Genomic DNA, 21078 nt, shown 5'->3' on the forward strand with positions numbered 1-21078 from the left:
TTTTCACGCAAAACCGGGTCCCACTTCCCGCGTCCGATGCTCTAACCCCGTGACTTGCCTCCCTGGAACGGCACCTTGAAAGCCAGGTGGCCATCCAGCCCGCTGACGGCGACGAAACTGTTGATCGGATCGTGACAGCGGTCCGCCAGCAGCACGGTGAGGTGGCGGGCATGCGCACGGGCCGCGCCGTCGTCCTCAAGGTTCCGACCTTCCCCATCGACTGTCGGCCGACCATCCAGGACGACATTGAAGAAGTACCTTGGCATGGATTTCAGGCTCCCAATGCCACTCCCGGTTTGCTGACCCGATTCGACGGCGCCTTGCCCTGCCATGTGTTGACAGCGCCGGCCCAGCCGCTTTGCCTTGCCGGCCTTCCCATCGCCTGCGCCACTCCGGGACGGCTGCTGCCCCGCCAAGCGGTGGGCGTCTTGCCCGACCAGCGCCGGAAGGCGCGGGTGAAGGCGCTCGGCTCGGAATAGCCCAGCACCGCCGCAATCTCGCTGAGCGGCACCACGGTGTCCTCCAGCAACTGCCGGGCGATCTCGAACCGAATCTCGTTGACCATCGCCCTGTAGCTCAGGCCGTTTCCCCTCAGGCGTCGGCTTAGGGTGCGACGGTGCATGGCCAGCAGCTTCGCGAGGTCCTCGGCCGAACACCTCTGGCCTGTTAACCGTATGCGCAGCAGCCGCCGGATGTCGTCCGAGAAGGCCGAACTCTCGGTGCTCTTCATCCGACGGATCTCCTTTTCCAGCAGGGTCCGCATCACCGGATCCGCCCCGGCAATTCGACGGTCCAGGTCACTGGCCGGAAAGACGATGGTGGCGCTTTCCTGATTGAACCGGACCGGGCACCGGAAGTGGCGCCAATAGGGCTTGCTATCCGCCGGAGTGGCCCGTGGCAGGAATACCTCGGTCGGGTTCCAGTCGGATCCGCACAGGGCGCGCAGAGCGTTGACCGCGACAGCCAGGGATCCGTCCGAGATCTGGCCCACACTCCGGCCCGCGGACTGATAAACCGAGAAGGTGAACAGGGCCGTGTCCCCGCTGATGGTCAGCGACAGCACGGCCCCCCGGTTCTGGGCGCTGAGATTGGAGACGAGTGCGTGCATGGCGTCGCCTACGGTCTCCGACTGCAGCATCAGGCGCCCGACGAGCCCCAGCGACAGGATCGTGGCGCGCCGGCCGACCAGCAACCCGAAATGCGGACAGTGGGTGCGGGCGACGCTCAAGATGAGCAGCCGGCCCAGGGCCGCATGCGGGATGACGCTTGCGCCGTCACTCAAGAGGCACGGATCGAGTCCCGCCTCACGGATGAGCGGATTGGGATCAATGCCGAAATCCCGCAGGGTCGGGGCGATGTCCTTGGCGACCCCAAGGTCGATGGAGCCGGGGGGAAGCGTCCGCCCGTATCCCGCCAGGCCGACCAATTCAGGAGAAGGAACGAGGTGGGGGGCATGCATCGGGGGCCACACGGTTCGTTGCTGCCCTTACCAAAGCAGGCGAATGTCACAGCCGTACCTCGGCTCCGTGAGCGTGAGTGTCACGGTTGTAACGGATTGTGACAGATGACCTGCAGTTCAGTCCGCGATAGGATGCGTCAATCCTGCGGACCGTCGTCCCGCCGGGCCTTGCTCCTGACGAGCCGTCGAGGTGCGGTGTCCGACCGCTTTCGACAGCAGGCCTTCCTTCTGCAGGCGCCGGTTTGCGGTGGGGGACGACGCCCGATGGTCGGAGTCGCAACCCCATGCTCTCAGCCCTGTCCCGGATGAACAACCTTCATAGCGTCGACATGGGTTCGATGCTGTCAGTCGATGGTTTCCTGAGCATCTTTCCACGCAGAACCGGTTCCCACTTTTGCGTCCGATGCTCTAAGGTTCATGCAACGGCGCAGCGAGAGTGCCGTCACCCCGCTGCGGCGGCCGTGACCGTACGAAAGCGCAGAACTCCCAGAACAAGAAACACGCCGCCGATCATGGCGATGATCAGAAACTCCGGCCAGACAACATCGAATCCCGCTCCGCGATAGAGAACCGCCTGCGCAAAGGTAACGAAATGCACTGTCGGCGAAACCTGCAGGACCGTCGCGAGCCACGGTGGCATGCTCTCAAGCGGTGTATTGCTGCCGGACAGCATGGCCAGCGGTAGATAGACGAGGAGGTAGAGAAGACCAAGTTGCGGCATCGAGCGCGCGATCGTCCCAAGGAAAATCCCGATCGTCGAGGCGAAGAACAGGTAGAATGCGACCCCAACCAAGAACAGCGGGATCGACCCGGCAATCGGCACGCGCAGTACGCCTTCGATCACCACGTAGAGAGAAAAGCCCGCCGCCGCGATGATGATAAATCCGTTCGCCCAGATCTTCGACATCGCGATTTCGAATGGGGTCAGAGGCATGACGAGGAGGTGGTCCAGCGTGCCGTGCTCGCGCTCCCGCACGATGGCGGCTCCCGCAAGGATGATCGCCAGCATCGTGATGTTGTTGATGATGCCCATCACGCTGGTGAACCATCCGGTTTCCGCATTGGGGTTGAAGGCGATATTCACGATGAGATCGACCGGGGGGGAAGGCTCCCTGTCGATATGGGACAGATAGGCTGCGATCTCCCGGGTGATGATCTCCTGGGCGTAACCGGATCCGAGCCCGGCCTGGACCATGGCGGTCGCATCGACGTTGAGCTGAACTTCCGGCTGGCGCCCGGCAAGGACATCGGTTTCGAACTTGGGCGGAATATCGATCACGAACGTATACTTTCCGGCATTCATCAGTGGGACCAGGTCCCGTTCGCCGATCAGGACCGGTGCCTGGAAGAATGGGGGGAGGAACGCGTTACGGATGCGGCGCGACAGGTTCGAATTGTCCTCGTCGACGAAGGCTATCGATGCGTTATGAACCTCCTGAGAACTGCTCTGGGCCTGGGCCATGATGGCGAGCGTGAAGCTGTAGATGACAAGTCCAAGCAATACGACGTCATGGAGAAAGCTCCGTAATTCCTTCGTGCCGAGCCAGAAGATGTTCGAGAGCTTTCGCATGGCCGTGATCCGTGAATCCTAACGCTCCTGCTTTCGAAGCAGCAGCAGGCTGAGGCCCGACAGGCACGGGACGAACGCCACGAGGGCGAGAAGATCGACCAGGAGATCGTGGAAACCGAGGCCTTTCGTGAAGGTTCCAACGCTGATTGGCAGATAATAGCTCATCGGGAAAAACCGTCCCATGATCTGCGCCATGCCCGTCAATGAGGAGACCGGGACGAGCATGCCCGCGAACATCGTCGCCGGCAGCACTGTCAGGATCGCCGTGCCGAAGAGCGCCGCGATCTGGGTTCGGGCGAAGGTCGAGACCAGCATGCCATAAGCGGTGGTCGTCACGACGTAGATCAATGTCCCGAGCAACAGGGTTGGGAAGCTCCCTTTGAGGGGAACATGGAACACGAGTTGCGCCATCGTGAACATGAGGGCGAAATTGATCATCGCCAATCCGACATACGGGATTTGCTTGCCGAGGAGGAATTCCAGACGCGTGACCGGCGTGACGTACAGGTTCGTGATCGAGCCGAGTTCCTTCTCGCGCACCACCGCCAACGCCATGAGGATAGCCGGGAACAGGGCAAGCTGCATGGCCAGCTGAGCCGGGACCATCGCGTAGACGCTGTCGTAGTCCTGATTGTATTTGAAGCGAACCTGGATCAGAGCGGGGGCGGGCGCTCCGGCCCGGGCCGTCTCCATCAGAGGGTCGCCGAGATAGAGCTCATGGAGTCCTTGCAGATATCCGCGGATCGTCTGGGCGACGAAGGGCCGCGCGCCGTCGACCCATGCCGCGACCGAAGTGGGCTGACCGCTCACGACGTCCCGTCCGAAACCGGGCGGGATTTCAATGGCGGCGTCGATCTCTCCGTTTGCCAGTCGCCTTTCGAGAGCGGCCTGGTCCGCGAGCGGAGGTTTTTCGGTGAAGTAGGTTGAGCCGCGCAGCGCTTCGAGATAAGCCCGGCTCTCGTGGCTGTGATCGTAGTCGAGCACTGCGAATGTTAGGCCGTTGACATCGGTCGAGATACCAAACCCGAAGACCAGCATCAGAAACGTCGTGCCGAGAATGGCAAAGCCGAGCCGGACGCGATCGCGCATCAGCTCCAGGGTCTCGCGGATCGTACAGGCCACAAGGCGCCTGAAGCTGAAACGCGGGTTCATCCTCGTGCCGTCGACGGGGAGAACCGAGCCCGCTGCCGGACGCACTCCGTCGTTCCGTTCCGGTCGCTCACTTCTGGAGCGCGCCCGTTCGGCCTCCTCGAGATAGCCGATGAAGGCCTCCTCCAAGCTGGCTGCGTTCCGGACCCGCATCAGGTTGGCCGGTGTGTCGGTGGCCAGAACGTGGCCTGAATCCATCAGGGAGATGCGGTCGCAGCGCTCGGCCTCGTTCATGAAATGGGTGGAGACGAAGATCGTGATACCGTAGCGTCGCGCCAAATCCGTCAGGAGAGCCCAGAACTGGTCCCGCGCAACAGGATCGACACCGGAGGTCGGCTCGTCGAGAATGAGCAGATCAGGCTCGTGGACGATGGCGACGGCCAGCGAGAGCCTTTGGCGAATGCCGAGCGGCAGGTCCAGAGCTCGCTCGTCCATATATGGAGTCAAGCCGAAATCACGGACGAGTTTGGCGATCCGCGCTTTCGCCTGAGGTGCCGGCAAGTGAAACAGCCGGGCATGGAGCTCGAGATTCTGACGGACGGTCAGCTCGGTGTAGAGCGAGAATGCCTGGGACATGTACCCGACGCGCTCGCGGGCATCGAGATCGCGCGCATCGAGCCGGCGACCGAACAGCTTCACCTCGCCCTCGCTCGGCGGCAGCAGGCCGGTGAGCATCTTCATGGTCGTCGTCTTGCCGCACCCGTTCGAGCCGACGAATCCGAAGATTTCCCCTCGGTTGATCGTGAAGCTGACATGGTCGACGGCCGTGAAATCGCCGAACCGGCGGGTCAATCCCTCGGCCGTGATGACCGGCTTCGCGACGACGCCGGGGCCGCGGGGCGCCGGGAAGACCCGATAGCCGGTACGCTCCTCGGCCGGGAGCAGCGCGACGAACGTTTCTTCGACGGTGCCGGTCCCGGTCGCCCGCGCGAGTTCGGCGGGAGATCCCGTTGCCACGATCCTCCCGGCATTGACGGCCGCCAGCCAGTCGAACCGCTCCGCCTCTTCCATATATGCGGTGGCGACGATGACCGTGATAGTCGGGCGCCTGGCCCGGATGCGCTCGATCAGCCTCCAGAATTGTCGGCGCGACAGCGGATCGACGCCCGTCGTCGGCTCGTCGAGGATCAGAAGATCCGGGTCATGGATCAGCGAGCAGCAGAGACCCAGTTTCTGCCTCATCCCCCCCGACAGTTTCTTCGCCGGACGGTCGGCGAAGGGCGCAAGGCCGGTGCTGGTCAGAAGCTCGGCCATCCGGACATCCCGCTCGGATCGCGCCTCTCCGAACAGACGGCCGAAGAATGCGATGTTTTCCCGAACGGTGAGATCCGGATAGAGATTCCGGCCCAGTCCCTGCGGCATATAGGCGATCCGCGGGCAGAGGACAGAACGGACGGCAGGATCGGCCATGTTCCCGCCCATGACGAAGGCTCTGCCGACCTGGATTTGCCGGGCGCCGGCGATAATGGCGAGCAGGGATGACTTCCCGACGCCGTCTGGCCCGATGAATCCGGCCAGACAGCCGCCGGGGATTGCGAGCGTGACATCGTCGAGTGCGGCGACTTTGCCGTACCGCAGTGTAATGCCCTCAAGGGTTGCAACCGCCCCGTCATTCGCCCTCATGGCGACTTCGTTCCCGATGGGCCGGGAATCGCGCTCGGACGCAGACTGGACGGCCATTCCGCACCGGGATCGGTGCGCACATACGCGACCCCCGGCAATCCACTTCTCACAAGCGCTTCATGGCCCTTGAGCCGTTCCGGATCGATCCGGACCCGGATCCGAAACATCAGCCTGTCGCGCTCGCTCTTCGTTTCGACCGTCTTCGGCGTGAATTGCGCCTCTCTTGCAACGTATACGACCTTGGCCGGGATGACGTTATTCGGATAGGCGTCGAGCACGAGGCGCGCATCGCTCCCGATCCTGACGCGGCCGGCTTCGGCGGTCGGGAGATAAATATCCATATAGACGTAGGACGCGTCGAGCATGGTGAAAACCTTGCCGCCGACCGGCAAGACCTCACCGACATTTGCGATGCGGTATTCGATCGGGCCATCACGCGGCGCAACCAGTGTGTTGTCCGCGATATTGATGCTGTAGTACTCGACATTGTGTGCGGCGGCCTCCCCCGCCTGCTCGGCCTGCTGAACTCTGGCGGCCGCTGCATCGCGCGCGGCAACCGCCCCGTCCACATTGTGCCGGGAGGCAACAAGGGCTTCTTGCGTCCCGTTGACCTTGGCGGTAGCGGCATTCTCTGCGGCAAAGGCGGCGTTCATCGCCTGCCGACGCTGATCGAGCAGTTCGTTCGTGGCGAACCCTCTCGCCACAAGCGACGTGGTGCGGTCGAGCTCCTGTTGGGTCAGCTTCACTTGGCTCTGTTGCTGCCGCAGCATGGCATCCGCCTCTTCGGTTGCGCGCTGGGCCTGGACGGCCGCCGCTTGCGTGCTCAGCACGAGGCTCTGCTGCTGGACGAGATTTTGCCGGGCTTCGTCCACCGCCCGCTGGGCCTGGAGGGACACCGCCTCGGCCTGCTTCAGCTGGGCCTGGAGATCCTGGGTATCCATCACGGCGACCACCTGACCGGATTTTACCAGATCGCCCTGATCGACGTAAAGATCGAGGACGCGCCCTGCGAATTTGGTAGCGATGTTGATTTCGTCGGCTTCCAGTCTGCCGTTTCCCACGGCGAAACCGGACGGCAGAGCGGGACGATGCTGAAGCCACCAATAGTACCCGGCTCCGGCGATCGCGAGGAGCGCGAGGAGCGCGCCCAACACTCGGAACGCGGTGCGCCTCTCCGTCAATCGGGAACGCAAGGCCGGGAGCCCTGTCGTCCTATCGAGCGCGATGTCGCCCGTTCGCGGAACGATCTGTCCGTGAACCGTCGCTGTCTCATCCACGGAGGGGAGGGGAGGTCGCCCCTCGATGGCGTCCGTTTCTACGGCCGGGGCGTTGGGTTCGGGCTCTGTGTGCCCATTGGACATCGGCATCCATAGCCCTCCGAAGGAAGTCGGGAGGTGCCCTCACGAGTGTCGAGGAGGAAGACTATACCTGTCGTTTGGCGGAGATTTGACATTGCGCAATTTCGGCAAGCTCAGGCAGAAGCGGAAACGGAGACAAGCCCAGCCATCGCGGGCGGCACTGAGATGCCGCGTCGCATGATCCCGTTCGCCTGGAGCATCGGACGTGAAATGTGGAACCCCCATTCGGGATCGAATCCGATGCTCCCTTCTTCGATGAGCGCATATCGATCCGGAACCGGCTAAGACCGACACATCCCGTGAGGCGGTCGTTCAAGGCTGTGTCGGATGCTCCTCATTCCGGCCGTTCTCGGAATAGATTTCCAGAGTCGGACGACCTATCGACTGACATTCGTCAAAGACCGCTGCCGTCCTTAGGCTAACGCTATACACCGTCTATCGATACGGATGAGCAGAGCCATGCAACAGAAGCTTGAAATTCCTCGTGATGCCTGTGTCCTCGTAGGCGACGGTCGGAAAGCGCTCCTGATCAGGAACGAGGGTGATGCACTTCATCCCAATCTGCAACTCGAGCGGCTGCTCGAGGCTCCCGACAACCCGCCGACCCACCTTCAGGGAACGGACAGGCCGCCCCGAGCCGTCATAAGCGGACGCCGCAGCGCCATCGAGCAGACTGACTGGCATGAGCTTGCAGAAGCGCAATTCGCAAAAGATACGGTTGTGGCCCTGGAAGAGGTCTGCAGCCGCCGAAATGTTGCGGCAATCGTCATTGTCGCCCCACCCCGGTCTCTCGCCTATATCAGAAAGGCCTTGCCGGAAGCTCTCCACCGCCTCGTGATCATGGAGATCAACAAGGATTTGACCAAGATCCCGGTCTACGAGATCGAGCGGCATCTGACAGGCAACTGATCGGCTCGCGCGGCAATGCGCGTGATCCGAGGTCCCGGTCAGGTCCTGCGTCATACCGTTGCAGGCGCAACCACCCAAATGACCTCGCAGGTCTGGTCTCCGATGGTCCAGAACCTCACCATGGCCTGCGACGGAAAGGCGAAACTGTCGCCCTGTCGTATCGTGAAGTTCCGTCCATCCAGTTCGAGTCCCAATGTGCCCTGCAGAACGAGACCACATTTCCCTCCCTCCGCGTTCGAGTAGGGCTCGCCGGAATCGGCGCCCGGCTCCATGATGAAGCGAAGCATCTGGATTTGCGGCTGCGTGTCGGGCGTCAGGAGTTCCTTTCGCAGGGCGCCGTCATTGTAGCTGAGCTCCCTGCGCGCGCTCTGTCTCACGACGATGTCCGAATCCTCATCCGAGCGATCCGCAGCCCCTTGGAAAAGCCATATCACGGGCATGTCCAAGGCTGCGCAAATGGCGCGCATGGACTTGACCGACGGCACGGCCAAGCCCCGCTCGACCTGGCTCAACATGCCGACCGACAGGCCCGCGCCGTCGGCGACCTGTTTCAAGGAAAGTCCTCGCAGCTTGCGACGGAGTCGCAAGCGCTCGCCGATCTGGGCGCCATGATCCATCGGCTCGGAGGGAAGGGCGAGGGGTACTTGATCTGCTCTGCTCATCGGGGAAGTTTCACTCCGGATCACAACTTAAGTCTGATATTATCATGGTATTTAAAAATATTGCTTATTTTTTTAACGTGAGAATAATAACGTCCACAGCGAAGCGGAAACGCCGAATTGTAAGCCCTGAATAGAGTCGCGTTGCACGACCGAAGTGGACCTCACGACAAAACCCCGCTTCACCATGGGAGGAAACGATGAATAACATAACGAGAATTCTGCTGGCCTCTAGCTGTATTTTCCTAGCGGCACAGGCCGCTCAGGCGCGCGATTTCACCATCGCGGGCTGGGGCGGGAACTATCAGGATGCTCAGCGGAAGGCCTATTTTCAGCCCTTCGCCGACAAGAAGGGCATGAAGTTCATCGAGACGACCTATCTTGGCGGCCTCGCGGAAGTCAAAGCCATGGCCGATTCCGGAAACGTCACCTGGGATCTCGTCATCGTCGAGGGCGCCGACCTGCAATTGGGCTGCGACGAGGGCCTGTTCGAAACGATCGATTGGGAGACGATCGGGGGTAAAGCTCAGCTCAATCCTCATGCTGTCCAGTCCTGCGGGGCCGGCGCCGTGGTGATCGGCAATGGCTTCGCCTACAACGCCCAGGCTTTCCCCAACGGGCCGAAGGATTGGAGCGATTTCTTCGATCCCCAGAAATTTCCCGGCAAAAGGGGCATCAAGAACACCCCGAAGATGAATCTCGAATACGCGCTTCTCGCCGACGGTGTCGCGCCGGACAAGGTGTATGAGGTGCTGGCGACTCCCGCTGGCGTGGATCGCGCCTTCGCGAAGCTCGACAAGATCCGGAACCTGCTGCAGTTCTGGGAGGCCGGATCGCAACCGGTCGAATGGCTTTCGGCCGGCAACGTGGCGATGAGCACGGCCTATAACGGCCGCATCATCACGGCGAAGGGAGAGGGCAGGCCTCTCGAGTTCGTCTGGAAGAACCACATCTACAACATCGACGTATGGGCCATTCCGGCCAAGGCTCCTTACAAGAAGGAGGCTCTGGAATTCCTGAAATTCGCGAATTCAGCCGAGCCGCAGGCGAAGTTCTCTTCCCTCATGCCGTATGGCCCGACCAATCTTGAAGCGGCGAAACTTCTGTCTCCGGAGGCCCTCGACAAACTGCCGGCCGGTAAGAACATCGCGGATGCCCTCTTCTACTCGGATGCCTTCTGGATCGATCACAGCGACGACTTGACCGAGCGATGGAACAACTGGTCCACCCGGTGATCCGGAGCGGCCACTCGCCGACATGAGTCCCCATCCCGCCGCGATCCGCGGCGGGGCACAGCCTTGGTCGTCCAGTATACGGAATGAAGCCATGCGAAATGCGTACGGCAGTCGCATTGCAGCCTTGCTGCTGCTCGTCGTGCCCGTGGCCATCTACATGATGGCCTACCTGGCTCCCCTGTTGTCGATCGTGTCGCTCAGCGTCGACAACGGAACCCTTAGCGATCGCTTTGTTCAACTGTCCGCTGTCATCGAGGCAGAGGACCGGGACAAGCGCGCGGCTGCCCTTCTGGGCGATCTCACGTCCATGGATCCGCGAGAGCGCGCCGAAGCCGCGCGAATGCTCAATCAGGAGCTTGGCGGCTTCCGTTCGTTGTTGATCGACACCGGCAAAGCGGCCGAAAGGATCGATCCGACCATGGCGGGCCTGGTCGCCTTCGATCCGCGATGGAAGGAGCAGGCATATTGGGACGTTCTGTCCCGCAATCTCGCGCGCTTCACCTGGCGGCATTTTCAGAAGGCCACCGGCTTCAAGCCCGACGGGACAGGCCGGCTGCAGCTTGCCGAAGGAGACGACATCTATCTGCGCATCATGATGCGGACCCTGGTGATCGCCCTCCAGGTAGGCGGTCTGACGCTGCTCATCGGCTATCCTCTCGCCTATGCGGCCGCAACCGGCTCGCGCCGCCTCAGCGGCTTCATCCTGACGGCTGTGCTGCTGAGCTTCTGGACCTCGATTCTCGTGCGCACGACGGCCTGGGTCGTGCTTCTGCAGAGCGACGGCCTGATCAACAATCTTTTGCTGAATCTGCGGCTGATCACCGAGCCCCTGCAGCTGATCTTCAACCGGTTCGGCACCGTCGTGTCCATGACGCACGTGCTGCTTCCTTTCGCCATCCTGCCGATGATGAACGTCATGAGAACGATACCGACGTCTCAAGGCGACGCCTCCCGCAGTCTCGGCGCGGGTCCCGTCGAGACCTTCCTTCGGGTCTATTTCCCGCAAAGCCTTCGCGGCGTCTTCGTCGGGGGAGGGACCGTCTTCATTCTGTCCCTCGGATTCTACATCACGCCCGCCCTGACCGGCGGACCGGGCGATCAGATGGTCTCCTACTACATCGCCGATTTCGTGAAGAAGAGCCTGAACTGGGGCATGGCTTCGGTTCTCTCCGTCATCCTGCTGACCAGCGTGGTTCTCCTGCTGGTTCTGGGAGCGGGCGTGAAGCGGCTGTTCGGCAGACGCATCGTGGAGGCCTGATCATGTCGCGCATCATCTACTGGACGAGCCTGACCCTCAGCCTGACCTTTCTGCTTCTGCCGCTGGTTCTGGTCCTGCCCCTGGCGTTCAACGGAAGCTCTTTCCTGACTTATCCGATGGAAGGCTTCACGTTCCGCTGGTTCGAGGTCGTCTTCATGCAGGAGCCCTGGGTCGCAGCGTTCCTGAACAGTCTCAAGGTCGCCATCGGCGCCATGATCGTCGCGGTCGTCCTCGGTGGTTTGGCGGCCACCGGCACGATCCTGTCGGGTCGCTGGGGGCAACTCGTCCTCTCGGGGCTGTTCGTCTCTCCGCTCGTCGTGCCCAGCGTCGTCATCGGCGTGGCCTTCGCCTACGCGTTCGGAAAAGCCGGGCTCGGCGGCGGATATGTCTCGCTGGTCCTGGCGCACGCCATCCTGGGCGCTCCCCTGGTCTTCCTGTCGGTCATGACGTCTCTCAAGGGATTGGATGCGGAACTCGACCGGGCCGCGACCTCGATGGGCGCCTCGCGGCTTTACCGGTTCCGGACAGTCACCTTGCCCCTGGCAGCCCCGGGCTTTCTGACCGGGGCGCTCTTCGCCTTCATTACGTCGTTCGATGAAGTGGTGGTGGCGCTCTTCCTGGCCTCCCCGCAATCCATGACCCTGCCGATCGCCTTGTTCTCCGGTCTCCGCGACCGGCTCGAGCCCACGATCGTGGTGGTGGCGCTTCTGCTGTCGGTGCTGTCCCTGCTTTTTCTCGCCGCATTGAACACGCTTCAGCGTCGTTCGCCCTCCGGCCACCGATGATTGCGCGACGCCGATTGCAACTTCAGGGATAGGATCATGTCGATCGAAATTCGGAATATCAATAAGTTCTATGGCTCGGCCCAGGCGCTGTTCGACGTCTCTCTTTCGGTTCGGAAGGGGGAGTTCGTGACCCTGCTGGGTCCCTCCGGATCGGGAAAGACCACACTCCTGAAGATCATCGCAGGGTTCGAACCGGTCTCGAGCGGCTCGATCACGATGGGAGGAGCCGATGTGACGGCCCTGCCTCCCGAGAAGCGCAATTTCGGCCTGGTCTTCCAGGGCTACGCGCTGTTTCCCCATATGAGCGTTTATGACAACATCGCCTATCCCCTGAAGGTGCGCCGGCTTTCACGCGGCGAGATCGATGCGCGCGTCGAGGCCATGCTGGATCTCGTGCAGCTCGGACGCTTTTCCAACCGGCGTCCCTCCGAGCTCTCCGGCGGCCAGCAGCAACGCGTGGCCCTGGCGCGCGCCCTCGTTTTCAAGCCCGATCTCCTGCTTCTGGACGAGCCGATGTCGGCGCTCGACAAGAAGCTGCGGATCGATCTGCAGGAGGAGTTGCGCGATATCCACCGCACGCTCGGCACGACCTTCATCAACGTGACCCACGACCAGGAAGAGGCGATGCACATGTCCGATCGCATCGCCGTGATGAATCACGGCCGGATCTCGCAGTACGATACGAGCTTCAATCTCTATCGGCGGCCCAATTCCCGCTTCGTCGCCGACTTCATCGGCAAATCGAACATCTTCTCGGGCGCGATCTCCCGCCAGGGGGAAGACAGCGTCTTCCGTTCGGAGCAAATCGCGTTTCCTCTCGTCGAACGGCTTTCGGCGCAGGACGACGCGATGGTCATGATACGGCCCGAGGATGCGAGCATCGAAACCGCACCGCCCTCGGACCGGCGCATTCATCTGCCGGCGCGCGTGCAGCATTCGACCTACTCGGGCGACCGGGTGTTCTACACCCTCGCCTTGGAAGGAGGGGGCTCGTTCATCGTGTACGGCAGGGCCCGCGCCGGTATCCATGCCGATGGAGAGCCGGTCTATGCGACCTTCCTGGCGGAGGATTGCGTCATCCTCGGCGGAGCCGGGTAACCACAGCACAGGAGAAATGAAAGACGTGTCCCTTTTAAAGCAATTCAACCCACTCGACCTCGGCGAAGGGGTCAGTTCACGGCCGTCCGAAGACCTCGTCCTCGAGGGCGATCCCCAGTTCACGTCATGGCCCAGCCAGGAAGAGCCCGTGCAGGTCGGCGTCTGGGCGGCAACGCCCGGACTTCACAAGATGAGGCGCGACGAAACCACATGGGAGAAGTTCTATCTGCTCGAGGGAGAGGTCGAGATCACGGAGGAGGGACATCAGCCGCGCAGGTTTGCGGCAGGGGATGTCGTGATCATCGAGCCGAATTTCCGCGGCACTTGGCGCACCATCGCACCGGTGAAGAAGCTCTACGTCTCCGTTCAACTGTAACATCGGGGACGAATGCCGGCCCAGCGCCGGCTCAGGACAACGAATCTGGCAGGGGACACGACATGAAGAAAACTCCTTTCTGGTGGGAAGAAGCCGAACCGCAGCATGGCGAACGATCTCTGGATCGTGATCGCTGCAGCGCATTGATCGTGGGGGCCGGCTATACGGGATTATCGGCGGCGATCACCCTCGCCGAGGCAGGCGTGACGGATGTTTTCGTCGTCGAAGCGCAGCGCATCGGCGAGGGCGCCAGTTCGCGAAATGGGGGGCAGATCGGCAACGCCCCGAAGTTCGATCTCAAGTATGCCGCGCGCAAGTTCGGCATGAAGCGCGCGCATGAAATCATGGACGATTACACCCAGGCGATGCCCTTCATGCTCAAGCGGGCTCGTACGCTGTCGGACCCGTTCGATCTGAATATCTGCGGCGCCGTGACCGGGGCCCATACCCGCGCCGATCTCAAGAAGCTGCGGAGCATACGCGAGACCCTGTCCGCGGATGAGCGCCAGTCGTTCGAGATCCTGCCCGAGGGCGAGGTCGGCCGGGCCCTCAAGACCTCCATCTATCGCGGCGCATTGGTGAAGCACGATCAGGGATCGATCCACCCGGCAAAATACGTCCGCGCCCTCGCCAACCGCGCCCGTGCTCTCGGCGTGCGGATCTTCACGGGCTTCCGCTTCATGGGTTCCGAGGCCGGCGGGAGCGGGCACCGGGCGACGCTGCGCGACGTCGGCAGCGGCGGGACCCTCTCGTTGCGCGCCGACAAAATTCTTCTGGCGGTCAACGGCTATGCGGGGCCCGAGCTCCCCTGGCTGCGCAAGCGCACGATACCGGTGCAGAGCTACATGATCGCAACCGAGCCGCGCCCGTTCGACGAAATGGAGGAGCTTATCCCCGGCAATCGCGTGGCAGGCGACACGAAGCACATCCTCTATTACTTCCGCCGTTCGCCCGACGGTACGCGCATGCTCTTCGGCGGACGCGCGCGCTTCCGGACCTCGACCGAGGAGCAGTCGGCCCGCGGCCTGCGGACCTTCATGGAGCACACGTTTCCGTCCCTCAAGGGAGTGAAGATCACCCATTCGTGGTTCGGAAACGTCTGCTTCGCCTACGACTTCGTCAGCCATGTCGGCAGGCTCGATGACGGCGTCTACTACTCATCGTGCTGCAATGGCAACGGGATCTCGATGGCAACCTATCTGGGGCATCGCACGGCCGAGATGATGCTCGGTGTCCCCGGGCACGATCGCGGCGTGGTGAATACCCATTTCCCGCGTCTCTATTTCTATGACGGCCACCCCTGGTTCCTGCCGATGGTCGGGACCTGGTATCGCTTCCTCGACCGGTCCGCGCGCTGGGCCGACTGATCCGAACAAGCGGGCGGCGGACCGGCGCTTTCGCGCCGGCGCGTCGCTTGTTCCCCCTTTTCCTCGTTCCTGGAGAGAGCCCGATGGCTTCGCCAATAGGGTCGGCCAATCATCGGTCCCGCAACGGACTGGGCGTGCTGCTCATTCTCGGCGCAATGTCCATCGTGCCCCTCATCGACGTGACGGCCAAGGCTCTCAGCCAGCATGGAATGCCGGTGCTTCAGATCACTCTGCTGCGGATGATCGGGGGCGCGATGATCATCGCGCCCGTCCTGATCCGCTATCACGGCGCGCGTGCGCTGCTGCCTCGGAATGTCCCGCGCGCACTCAAGCTGGGCGCCTACATCCTCGGGGCCGCCGCCTGCTTCTTCGCGGCTCTGCAGTATCTCCCGATTGCGGAGACCCTGGCGATCTCCTTCGTTCAGCCGCTCGTCGTCACCCTCCTGTCCAGACTCGTTCTGAAGGAGCGCGTCGACCGCGCGCGCTGGGGAGCGCTGTTTGCCGGTTTCGCTGCGACGATCGTGATCATTCGACCCGGTTCGGAGGCCTTCAACCCGGCAAGTCTCCTGGCGCTGGCCTCCGGAGTCATGCTCGCATTCTACGTCATCACTGTCCGCGCGAGTGCCTCGGTGGTGCCTGCCCTGGTGACGACGTTCCATACCCATATCGTTTCCGCCCTTCTGGCTGCTCCCTTCATCCTGCTGTGGTGGGTTCCTCCGAACGAAACTCACTGGCAGCTTTGCGCTGCGCTGGCCCTCGTCGGCGTGATCGGGCAATTTCTCATCGTGAAGGCCTACGAATATGGTGAGGCCTCGCTCCTGGCGCCGTTGGCCTATACCGAAATCGTCACGTCGACCCTGGCCGGGTGGTGGTTCTTCGACGAGATGCCCGACTCCGTGACCTTTCTCGGCGTAGCGGCCCTGATCGGGTGCGCAATCTTCATTTCCCGCAGTCACGCAGGACCGAAGGAGGCCAACCGGTCGTAATGTCGGCCGACTCCGCATGCGCCGATGACAGCCGTCGCCGAACCGACTGGATGGATCGGCGAGGGGCCAGTGCGGGATCGGACCGGATGGGTTCTGACGCGACCGGAGTTCTGGACGAGCGCATCGTGTGCAAAAGTCGGCCCGGTTTTCGCTGACGCGGCCCTTCGGGTCCGAAGGATCGATGCGCTCATTCCAGGAAGGGAGCATCGGATCGAGAGCCCACCGCATGATGGCGGATAGAGGCCGTCGCCGTGCGATGGTCTCCATCGGCGTTGGATTGCGGGGGAGGGGCTCGGTCGAGATCTCGCCCTGTCACATCGAACCGCACTGTGGCTTGTGCCAAGCAGAGATCATGGTCCAAAGCTTCCTGGGTGCCATTGGGACAGGAGTTCCCGCAGTTCAGTCGCGGGAAGCGGTCTGCTCAGGAGAAATCCCTGCACCTCGTCACAACCATCGGCCTTGAGGTGCCCGAGGTGCTCGAACGTCTCGACACCTTCTGCGACTATCGTGTGCCCGAGGTTCTTTCCCAATCCTATGATCGCTCGAATGATCGCCGTCGAATGCATGTTCTCACCGAGTTCGCGCACGAAGGACCGGTCAATCTTGATCTTGTCGAAGGGAAAGGAGCGCAGGTAGCTCAAAGATGAGTATCCGGTGCCGAAATCATCCATCGCGATGCGTACGCCGAGATCCCTCAGGGCATGCAGGGCGGACATCGTCGCCTCGTTCTTGAGAAGAAGGACGGACTCGGTGATCTCCAGTTCGAGCCGGTTCGGATCCAATCCCGCATCCAGCAGCGACGACCGGACACTCTCAACAACATGTCCGCTGCTGAATTGGGCCGGAGAAAGATTGACGGCAACTCGGATGCCGTCGGGCCAAGTCACTGCCTCGCGGCAGGCTCGACGGAGGATCCACTCTCCGATGGCGCCGATGAGACCGATATCCTCGGCTAACGGCACGAATTCTGCCGGTGAGACCTGTCCATGACAAGGGTGATGCCAGCGCAATAGGGCCTCGCACCCACTGATCCTGCCCCCGTTCAGGCTGACAATCGGCTGATAGTGAACACCGAGAGCGCCTTCGGCAAAAGCCTGCCGAAGATCCTGTTCCATCACCTTCCGGGCTTGCAGACGGATGTCCATCTCGGCTTCGAAGAAGCGATAGGTCCGTCTCCCTTCGGCCTTGGCGCAATAGAGAGCCAGATCGGCGTTACGCAAGAGAAGGTCGCTAGAGGCGCCGTCGGCCGGAGCGGCGGCGATTCCGATGCTCGCTCCGCTGATAATGCTTTGGCCCTGGACGAGAAACGGCTTGTTGAAAGCGTCGACGACGCGAGCTGCAAGCGTGGTGAGACTGGAGCGGCTTTCGGATCTGAGATGGAGAATGGCGAACTCGTCGCCACCCAAGCGGGCGGCAAGGTCGTTTTCCCGTAAACATTCCTGGAGGCGCGCGGCGGCCTTGCGCAGAAACTCGTCGCCTGCCGGATGCCCGAGCGTATCGTTGACAACCTTCAGGTTGTCGAGGTCGAGGCACAGCAATCCGACCTCTCCGCCGTGCTTCTGAATGTGGGCGAGCGCTGCCTCCAGACGCGTCCGGAACAGAACACGGTTTGGAAGGTCCGTTAGGGCATCATGGTGAGCCATATAGGCGATGCGGGCTTCCGCTCTGCGGCGCTCTGTGACGTCAACCGCCGCTGCGAGCACGGCCGAACGGCCTTCGAAAACGATCGTACGGGCGAATGTGTCGACGTCGATAATGCTGCCATCGGCCTTCAGGTGGCGCCATAGACCATTCAGTCCATTGAGGCTCGAGTCATTGGTTATCGATCGCCGCAGGTGTTCCCACTCATCCCGCGGCCGGATATCGAGCAGAGTCATGCTTTCGAAACGCTCGCGCGGATAGCCGTAATCGGCAACCGCGGCATCGTTGACCTGGAGAATGCACAGGGTGTCCGGGTCGAACAGCCACATGGGAACGGGGTTGCTCTCGAACAGCAGCCGGGAAGAGGCCTCGCGAGCCTTGACATCGCTGATATCGGCAAGGGTAACGGCCAGGAGATCGCCGATGCATCCGACCTCCACGCGCAGGTCGATCTGTTTCCCGCTGCTTGTCCGATAGGTGAACTCGAACGAATCCCGCCCGCCTTTGCCGAGAATCTGGACGAGTGGCCGAAGGCCGTTATCGGCCGGCAGATTGGGGAGAACACTCGACAGACGTTTCAGACTTAACTCGGATGCGGATCGTTGCAGAAGACGGGCAGCGCCCTCATTCAGAGCCAGAATTGTGAAGTCGACGACCTCGTCCTGGGCGTTGCGGATAGCACTGAGCGCCAGCATACCCTGATTCGTGGCCGTGAAGATCGCATCGACCAGATCCAGCCGGGACGTCACACCTTCGATAAAGAGGAGAACGAAGGACAGGCCGTGCCGGTTAACAAGAGGAAGAGCCAGGAGCCCTGTGCTTTCGATCGTGCCCTGGCGGGCGCGAATGCAGTGTGTCGTCGCCGGGGCCCCGGATTGCAGAGCATCCTGAGCGACCTCGCGGATACCATGTGCGAGGTCATCGGGCAGCGTTCCGATATCGAGTGTTCTGATTTCCTGTCCCAGCCATCGCTCGAAGCGAGCGCCACCCCAGAGAATGGCGAGTGGCGCCTGCCCGTTGGAAGTCAGAAGGGCCGTATTGTCGGCGTGGCGCCCGAGACCGCCAAGGACGAGATCTTCATAGGACGGTATTACGCCAGGTGCCGTCTGCAGGGCATGCCAGCGCTGCTGGAGAGCTGTTGCTCCGTCGCACCCCTCGGCTTCGAGTGAGATCGTGTGCTGGGAAGGACGTCCCGATCCGCTCCTCGCATGGGAGACGGAGGATTGAAATTCACTGAGCAGCCCGAACGGATCGCTATTCCTACCCAACCCAAGCAAGATCGTATCCCTTAGAGTAGGTCGCGCAGCCAAATACACTGAGGCGCATTCGACTTGTGCCTTCCTCGGCTAGCGCATCGTGTGAAAAAGTGGTCCCGGTTTTCGCTGACGCGGCCCTTCGGGTCCGCAAGAACGATGCGCTCGTTCCAAGAGGGGAGCATCGGATCCGTCCCAAAAGCGGATTCCACTTTTCACGTCCGATGCTCTAGGGCGCTTCTTTGTCAGTTCCATGACATGCGCCGGGTCAAGATCGGCGGCGGTCGACATGAGGGCCTATCGACTGCCTATGCGGTTCTCACGCGGGCGAGGAACGCCGTGATCTCGCGGCTCAGCTCCTGAGAGGTTTCCGCCAGATGGCTGGAGACCTCGAGAACGCTTTCCGCCATGGCGCCGTTCGATGTGGCCGCCTCCTCCACACCGGAGATCCCGTCGGTCATGTCCTGCGTCGCGCGAACCGCGCCGGCAGCGCTCTCGGTAATCTGACGGGTAACCTCCTGCTGTTCGCCCGCTGCGGCTGCCACAACAGTCGCGATGGAGTTGATTTCCCGGATCGTCTGGCCGGTTGCAGCAACCGCTTCGACGGTTGCATCAGCTGCGGCCTTGATGGCTTTGATCTGTTTCGCAATCTGATCCGTGGCCTGACTGGTTTGGGTGGCGAGCGCCTTCACCTCCTGCGCCACGACCGCGAAACCGCGACCCGCTTCACCGGCCCGTGCCGCCTCGATCGTGGCGTTGAGTGCCAGAAGGTTTGTCTGAGCCGCAATGCTGGAGATTAGTTCGGTCACCGATCCGATCTCGTTGGTCGCCACCGTCAGGGAGCGTGCCGTGACATCGGTCTTGGACAGCTCCGAAAGCGCATTCGATGCAATCGCGACAGCGCCTTGGACCCGTTGGTCGATGACGTTTGCTGCCTCCGACAGGGCTTTCGAGGCCGCCTCCGTCGACCGGACATCAATGGAAGCATGTTCGGCTCCGGACACGACGCTGGCGACCTGCTGCGCGGTCGTTTGGACAGCCTCTCTCATTGAGCGGGCAACCCGATCCATCTGCTGGGCGGCCCGGGAGAGATCCTCCGTCACTTCACCGATGCGATGCTCGAAGGCGGCCGCTGCATTCTCGAGGCGCACGCCACGCTCGGCGCCTTCCGCCATTCTGGTCGAGGCTTCCCGGTCACTGATGCGCTTGTCCCGAAGGGCCTCCTGGAAGGTGGCTATCGATCTTGCCATTGCGCCGATCTCATCGTGCTGAGACTGGAAGGGAATTGTTACCTCGATGTGTTCGGTCGAGAGCGCTGTCATGACGTGCTGCAGCCGGCGAAGGGGACGCTGAATCTGCGTTGCTGCAATCAGGTTCGCCCCCAGCAGCGCGAGGGCGAGGGCGCCGAACGACAGGCTGACCAGGATGATCCTGGCATGCTCCCGAGCCTCATCGGCCGAGGCCCGGAAAGAGTCGAGCGACTGTTTCTTCTCGTCGCTGAGCTGCATAATGGTATGAATCATCATCTCACGGCTTTTGATCGTCGGTTCGTCGGTCGCTTGGATGAGCGCGGCTTTCGGGGACACGTTCATGCCGAGTTCCGCCGTATCGCGCTGGTAGGCGAGAAATTCCTGCAATCGGCTGGAAATGATCTGCTTCTTGTCCGGGGCCGAGACTTCCAGCCATGACAGGAAGCCCTCCCTGATATGTTCGATCTCCTGGAGCGCGGCGGACAGTGACTGAAACTTCAACTTGGCGGCGTCCTTGTCGTCGGCCGTGTAGACGGCGTGGGACATCACGACGGCATGCTCGATGGCGCGGGCCAGAGTCTGCGCCTGAAGGGCACCGTTCCATGCGGCTTCTACGGCGCGGGCTCGCTCGTGCTCGCGATCCATCTGTATCAGGGTCAATCCAGCGAGACCGAGAGCCGTGAGCCCTACCAGGCCGATGACCGCAGCCAACTTGGCACGCAGGCTGAATCGCATGAATTTTGCTCCGGATATGTCTTGCGCCCCACTTGTGTGGCGCAATGTCCTACCCGGACGTTAAACCTAGCCGACTAGGAAAATCTTTCTTGGCCCACGTGGCGGAGCTCGCCTGTCCTGACGTCAAGTCGTTTCGTTCGTTGGCGTCGGCCGTCGTGTTATCGTCATGAAAGATCCTTCTTCGTAGACGGCTTTCATGTCGCGCGTACCATCAATTCAACCGTTCTGACGGACATCGGACCGACCCGGGCCCTGCGGGATCGATGTTATGTGGCGTTTCCGCAACCTGGCAGCATGCCAAAGACGATGTGCTCAGATTCATGACAGTGATGGCTTTAGCGCATCGGACGTGACATCGAACCCGCAT

Annotated in this window: 16 protein-coding genes; 8 read left to right on the forward strand and 8 right to left on the reverse strand. The window is 61.9% G+C overall.

Annotation, left to right across the window (positions count from 1 at the left end):
* Positions 1-41: 41 nt before the first annotated feature.
* The 5 genes from RE429_RS08670 to RE429_RS08690 all read right to left on the reverse strand — a co-directional run bounded on the left by RE429_RS08670 (position 42) and on the right by RE429_RS08690 (position 7168).
* A complete protein-coding gene (locus tag RE429_RS08670) occupies positions 42-266 on the reverse strand; it encodes a DUF6894 family protein (protein ID WP_414473897.1) in 225 nt (74 codons plus the stop codon).
* A 5-nt stretch (positions 267-271) separates the two neighbouring features.
* A complete protein-coding gene (locus RE429_RS08675; protein WP_414473898.1) occupies positions 272-1459 on the reverse strand; it encodes an AraC family transcriptional regulator in 1188 nt (395 codons plus the stop codon).
* A gap of 442 nt (positions 1460-1901) precedes the next feature.
* Positions 1902-3029 carry an ABC transporter permease gene (locus RE429_RS08680; RefSeq protein WP_414473899.1) on the reverse strand — a complete coding sequence of 376 codons (1128 nt, stop codon included), beginning with the start codon at positions 3027-3029 and terminating at the stop codon, positions 1902-1904.
* A gap of 18 nt (positions 3030-3047) precedes the next feature.
* Complete coding sequence (gene rbbA, locus RE429_RS08685; RefSeq protein WP_414473900.1) at positions 3048-5801, reverse strand: ribosome-associated ATPase/putative transporter RbbA; 2754 nt, start codon at positions 5799-5801, stop codon at positions 3048-3050.
* Positions 5798-7168, reverse strand: coding sequence for an HlyD family secretion protein (locus tag RE429_RS08690; RefSeq protein WP_414473901.1), 1371 nt, complete (start codon positions 7166-7168; stop codon positions 5798-5800). Before RE429_RS08690 ends, rbbA begins: the two co-directional genes overlap by 4 nt.
* Positions 7169-7618: 450 nt before the next feature.
* On the opposite strand from RE429_RS08690, the gene RE429_RS08695 reads away from it, so the two are divergent.
* Positions 7619-8068 (forward strand): host attachment protein, encoded by a 450-nt coding sequence (locus RE429_RS08695; protein WP_414473902.1) that lies wholly within the window; start codon positions 7619-7621, stop codon positions 8066-8068.
* A 50-nt stretch (positions 8069-8118) separates the two neighbouring features.
* Here the strand turns inward: RE429_RS08695 and RE429_RS08700 are convergent, their stop codons facing one another.
* A complete protein-coding gene (locus tag RE429_RS08700; RefSeq protein ID WP_414473903.1) occupies positions 8119-8622 on the reverse strand; it encodes a helix-turn-helix domain-containing protein in 504 nt (167 codons plus the stop codon).
* Between the two features lie 305 nt (positions 8623-8927).
* Here RE429_RS08700 and RE429_RS08705 point away from each other — a divergent pair, with 305 nt between their 5' ends.
* From RE429_RS08705 to RE429_RS08735, 7 genes are all read left to right on the forward strand, one after another.
* Positions 8928-9962 carry an ABC transporter substrate-binding protein gene (locus tag RE429_RS08705; RefSeq protein ID WP_414473904.1) on the forward strand — a complete coding sequence of 345 codons (1035 nt, stop codon included), beginning with the start codon at positions 8928-8930 and terminating at the stop codon, positions 9960-9962.
* 91 nt (positions 9963-10053) lie between these two features.
* Positions 10054-11220 carry an ABC transporter permease gene (locus tag RE429_RS08710; RefSeq protein ID WP_414473905.1) on the forward strand — a complete coding sequence of 389 codons (1167 nt, stop codon included), beginning with the start codon at positions 10054-10056 and terminating at the stop codon, positions 11218-11220.
* A 2-nt stretch (positions 11221-11222) separates the two neighbouring features.
* Entirely contained in the window at positions 11223-12005 is a 783-nt protein-coding gene (locus tag RE429_RS08715) for an ABC transporter permease (RefSeq protein ID WP_414473906.1), read from the forward strand.
* A gap of 36 nt (positions 12006-12041) precedes the next feature.
* The gene (locus RE429_RS08720) at positions 12042-13103 is read left to right on the forward strand and encodes an ABC transporter ATP-binding protein (RefSeq protein ID WP_414473907.1); all 1062 of its coding nucleotides are present in this window, start codon (positions 12042-12044) and stop codon (positions 13101-13103) included.
* A 25-nt stretch (positions 13104-13128) separates the two neighbouring features.
* Complete coding sequence (locus RE429_RS08725; RefSeq protein WP_414473908.1) at positions 13129-13479, forward strand: cupin domain-containing protein; 351 nt, start codon at positions 13129-13131, stop codon at positions 13477-13479.
* Between the two features lie 62 nt (positions 13480-13541).
* The gene (locus tag RE429_RS08730) at positions 13542-14846 is read left to right on the forward strand and encodes an NAD(P)/FAD-dependent oxidoreductase (RefSeq protein WP_414473909.1); all 1305 of its coding nucleotides are present in this window, start codon (positions 13542-13544) and stop codon (positions 14844-14846) included.
* 83 nt (positions 14847-14929) lie between these two features.
* Complete coding sequence (locus RE429_RS08735; protein ID WP_414473910.1) at positions 14930-15832, forward strand: DMT family transporter; 903 nt, start codon at positions 14930-14932, stop codon at positions 15830-15832.
* Between the two features lie 350 nt (positions 15833-16182).
* On the opposite strand, the gene RE429_RS08740 is transcribed toward RE429_RS08735, so the two are convergent.
* Both RE429_RS08740 and RE429_RS08745 read right to left on the reverse strand, forming a co-directional pair.
* Positions 16183-18741: a putative bifunctional diguanylate cyclase/phosphodiesterase gene (locus tag RE429_RS08740; RefSeq protein ID WP_414473911.1), complete on the reverse strand. Its 2559-nt coding sequence runs from the start codon at positions 18739-18741 to the stop codon at positions 16183-16185.
* A gap of 293 nt (positions 18742-19034) precedes the next feature.
* Positions 19035-20711, reverse strand: a complete 1677-nt coding sequence (locus RE429_RS08745) for a methyl-accepting chemotaxis protein (protein ID WP_414473912.1) — start codon at positions 20709-20711, stop codon at positions 19035-19037.
* Positions 20712-21078 lie beyond the last annotated feature (367 nt).

The sequence above is a fragment of the Microvirga sp. M2 genome (assembly GCF_047497095.1).
Taxonomy (GTDB): domain Bacteria; phylum Pseudomonadota; class Alphaproteobacteria; order Rhizobiales; family Beijerinckiaceae; genus Microvirga.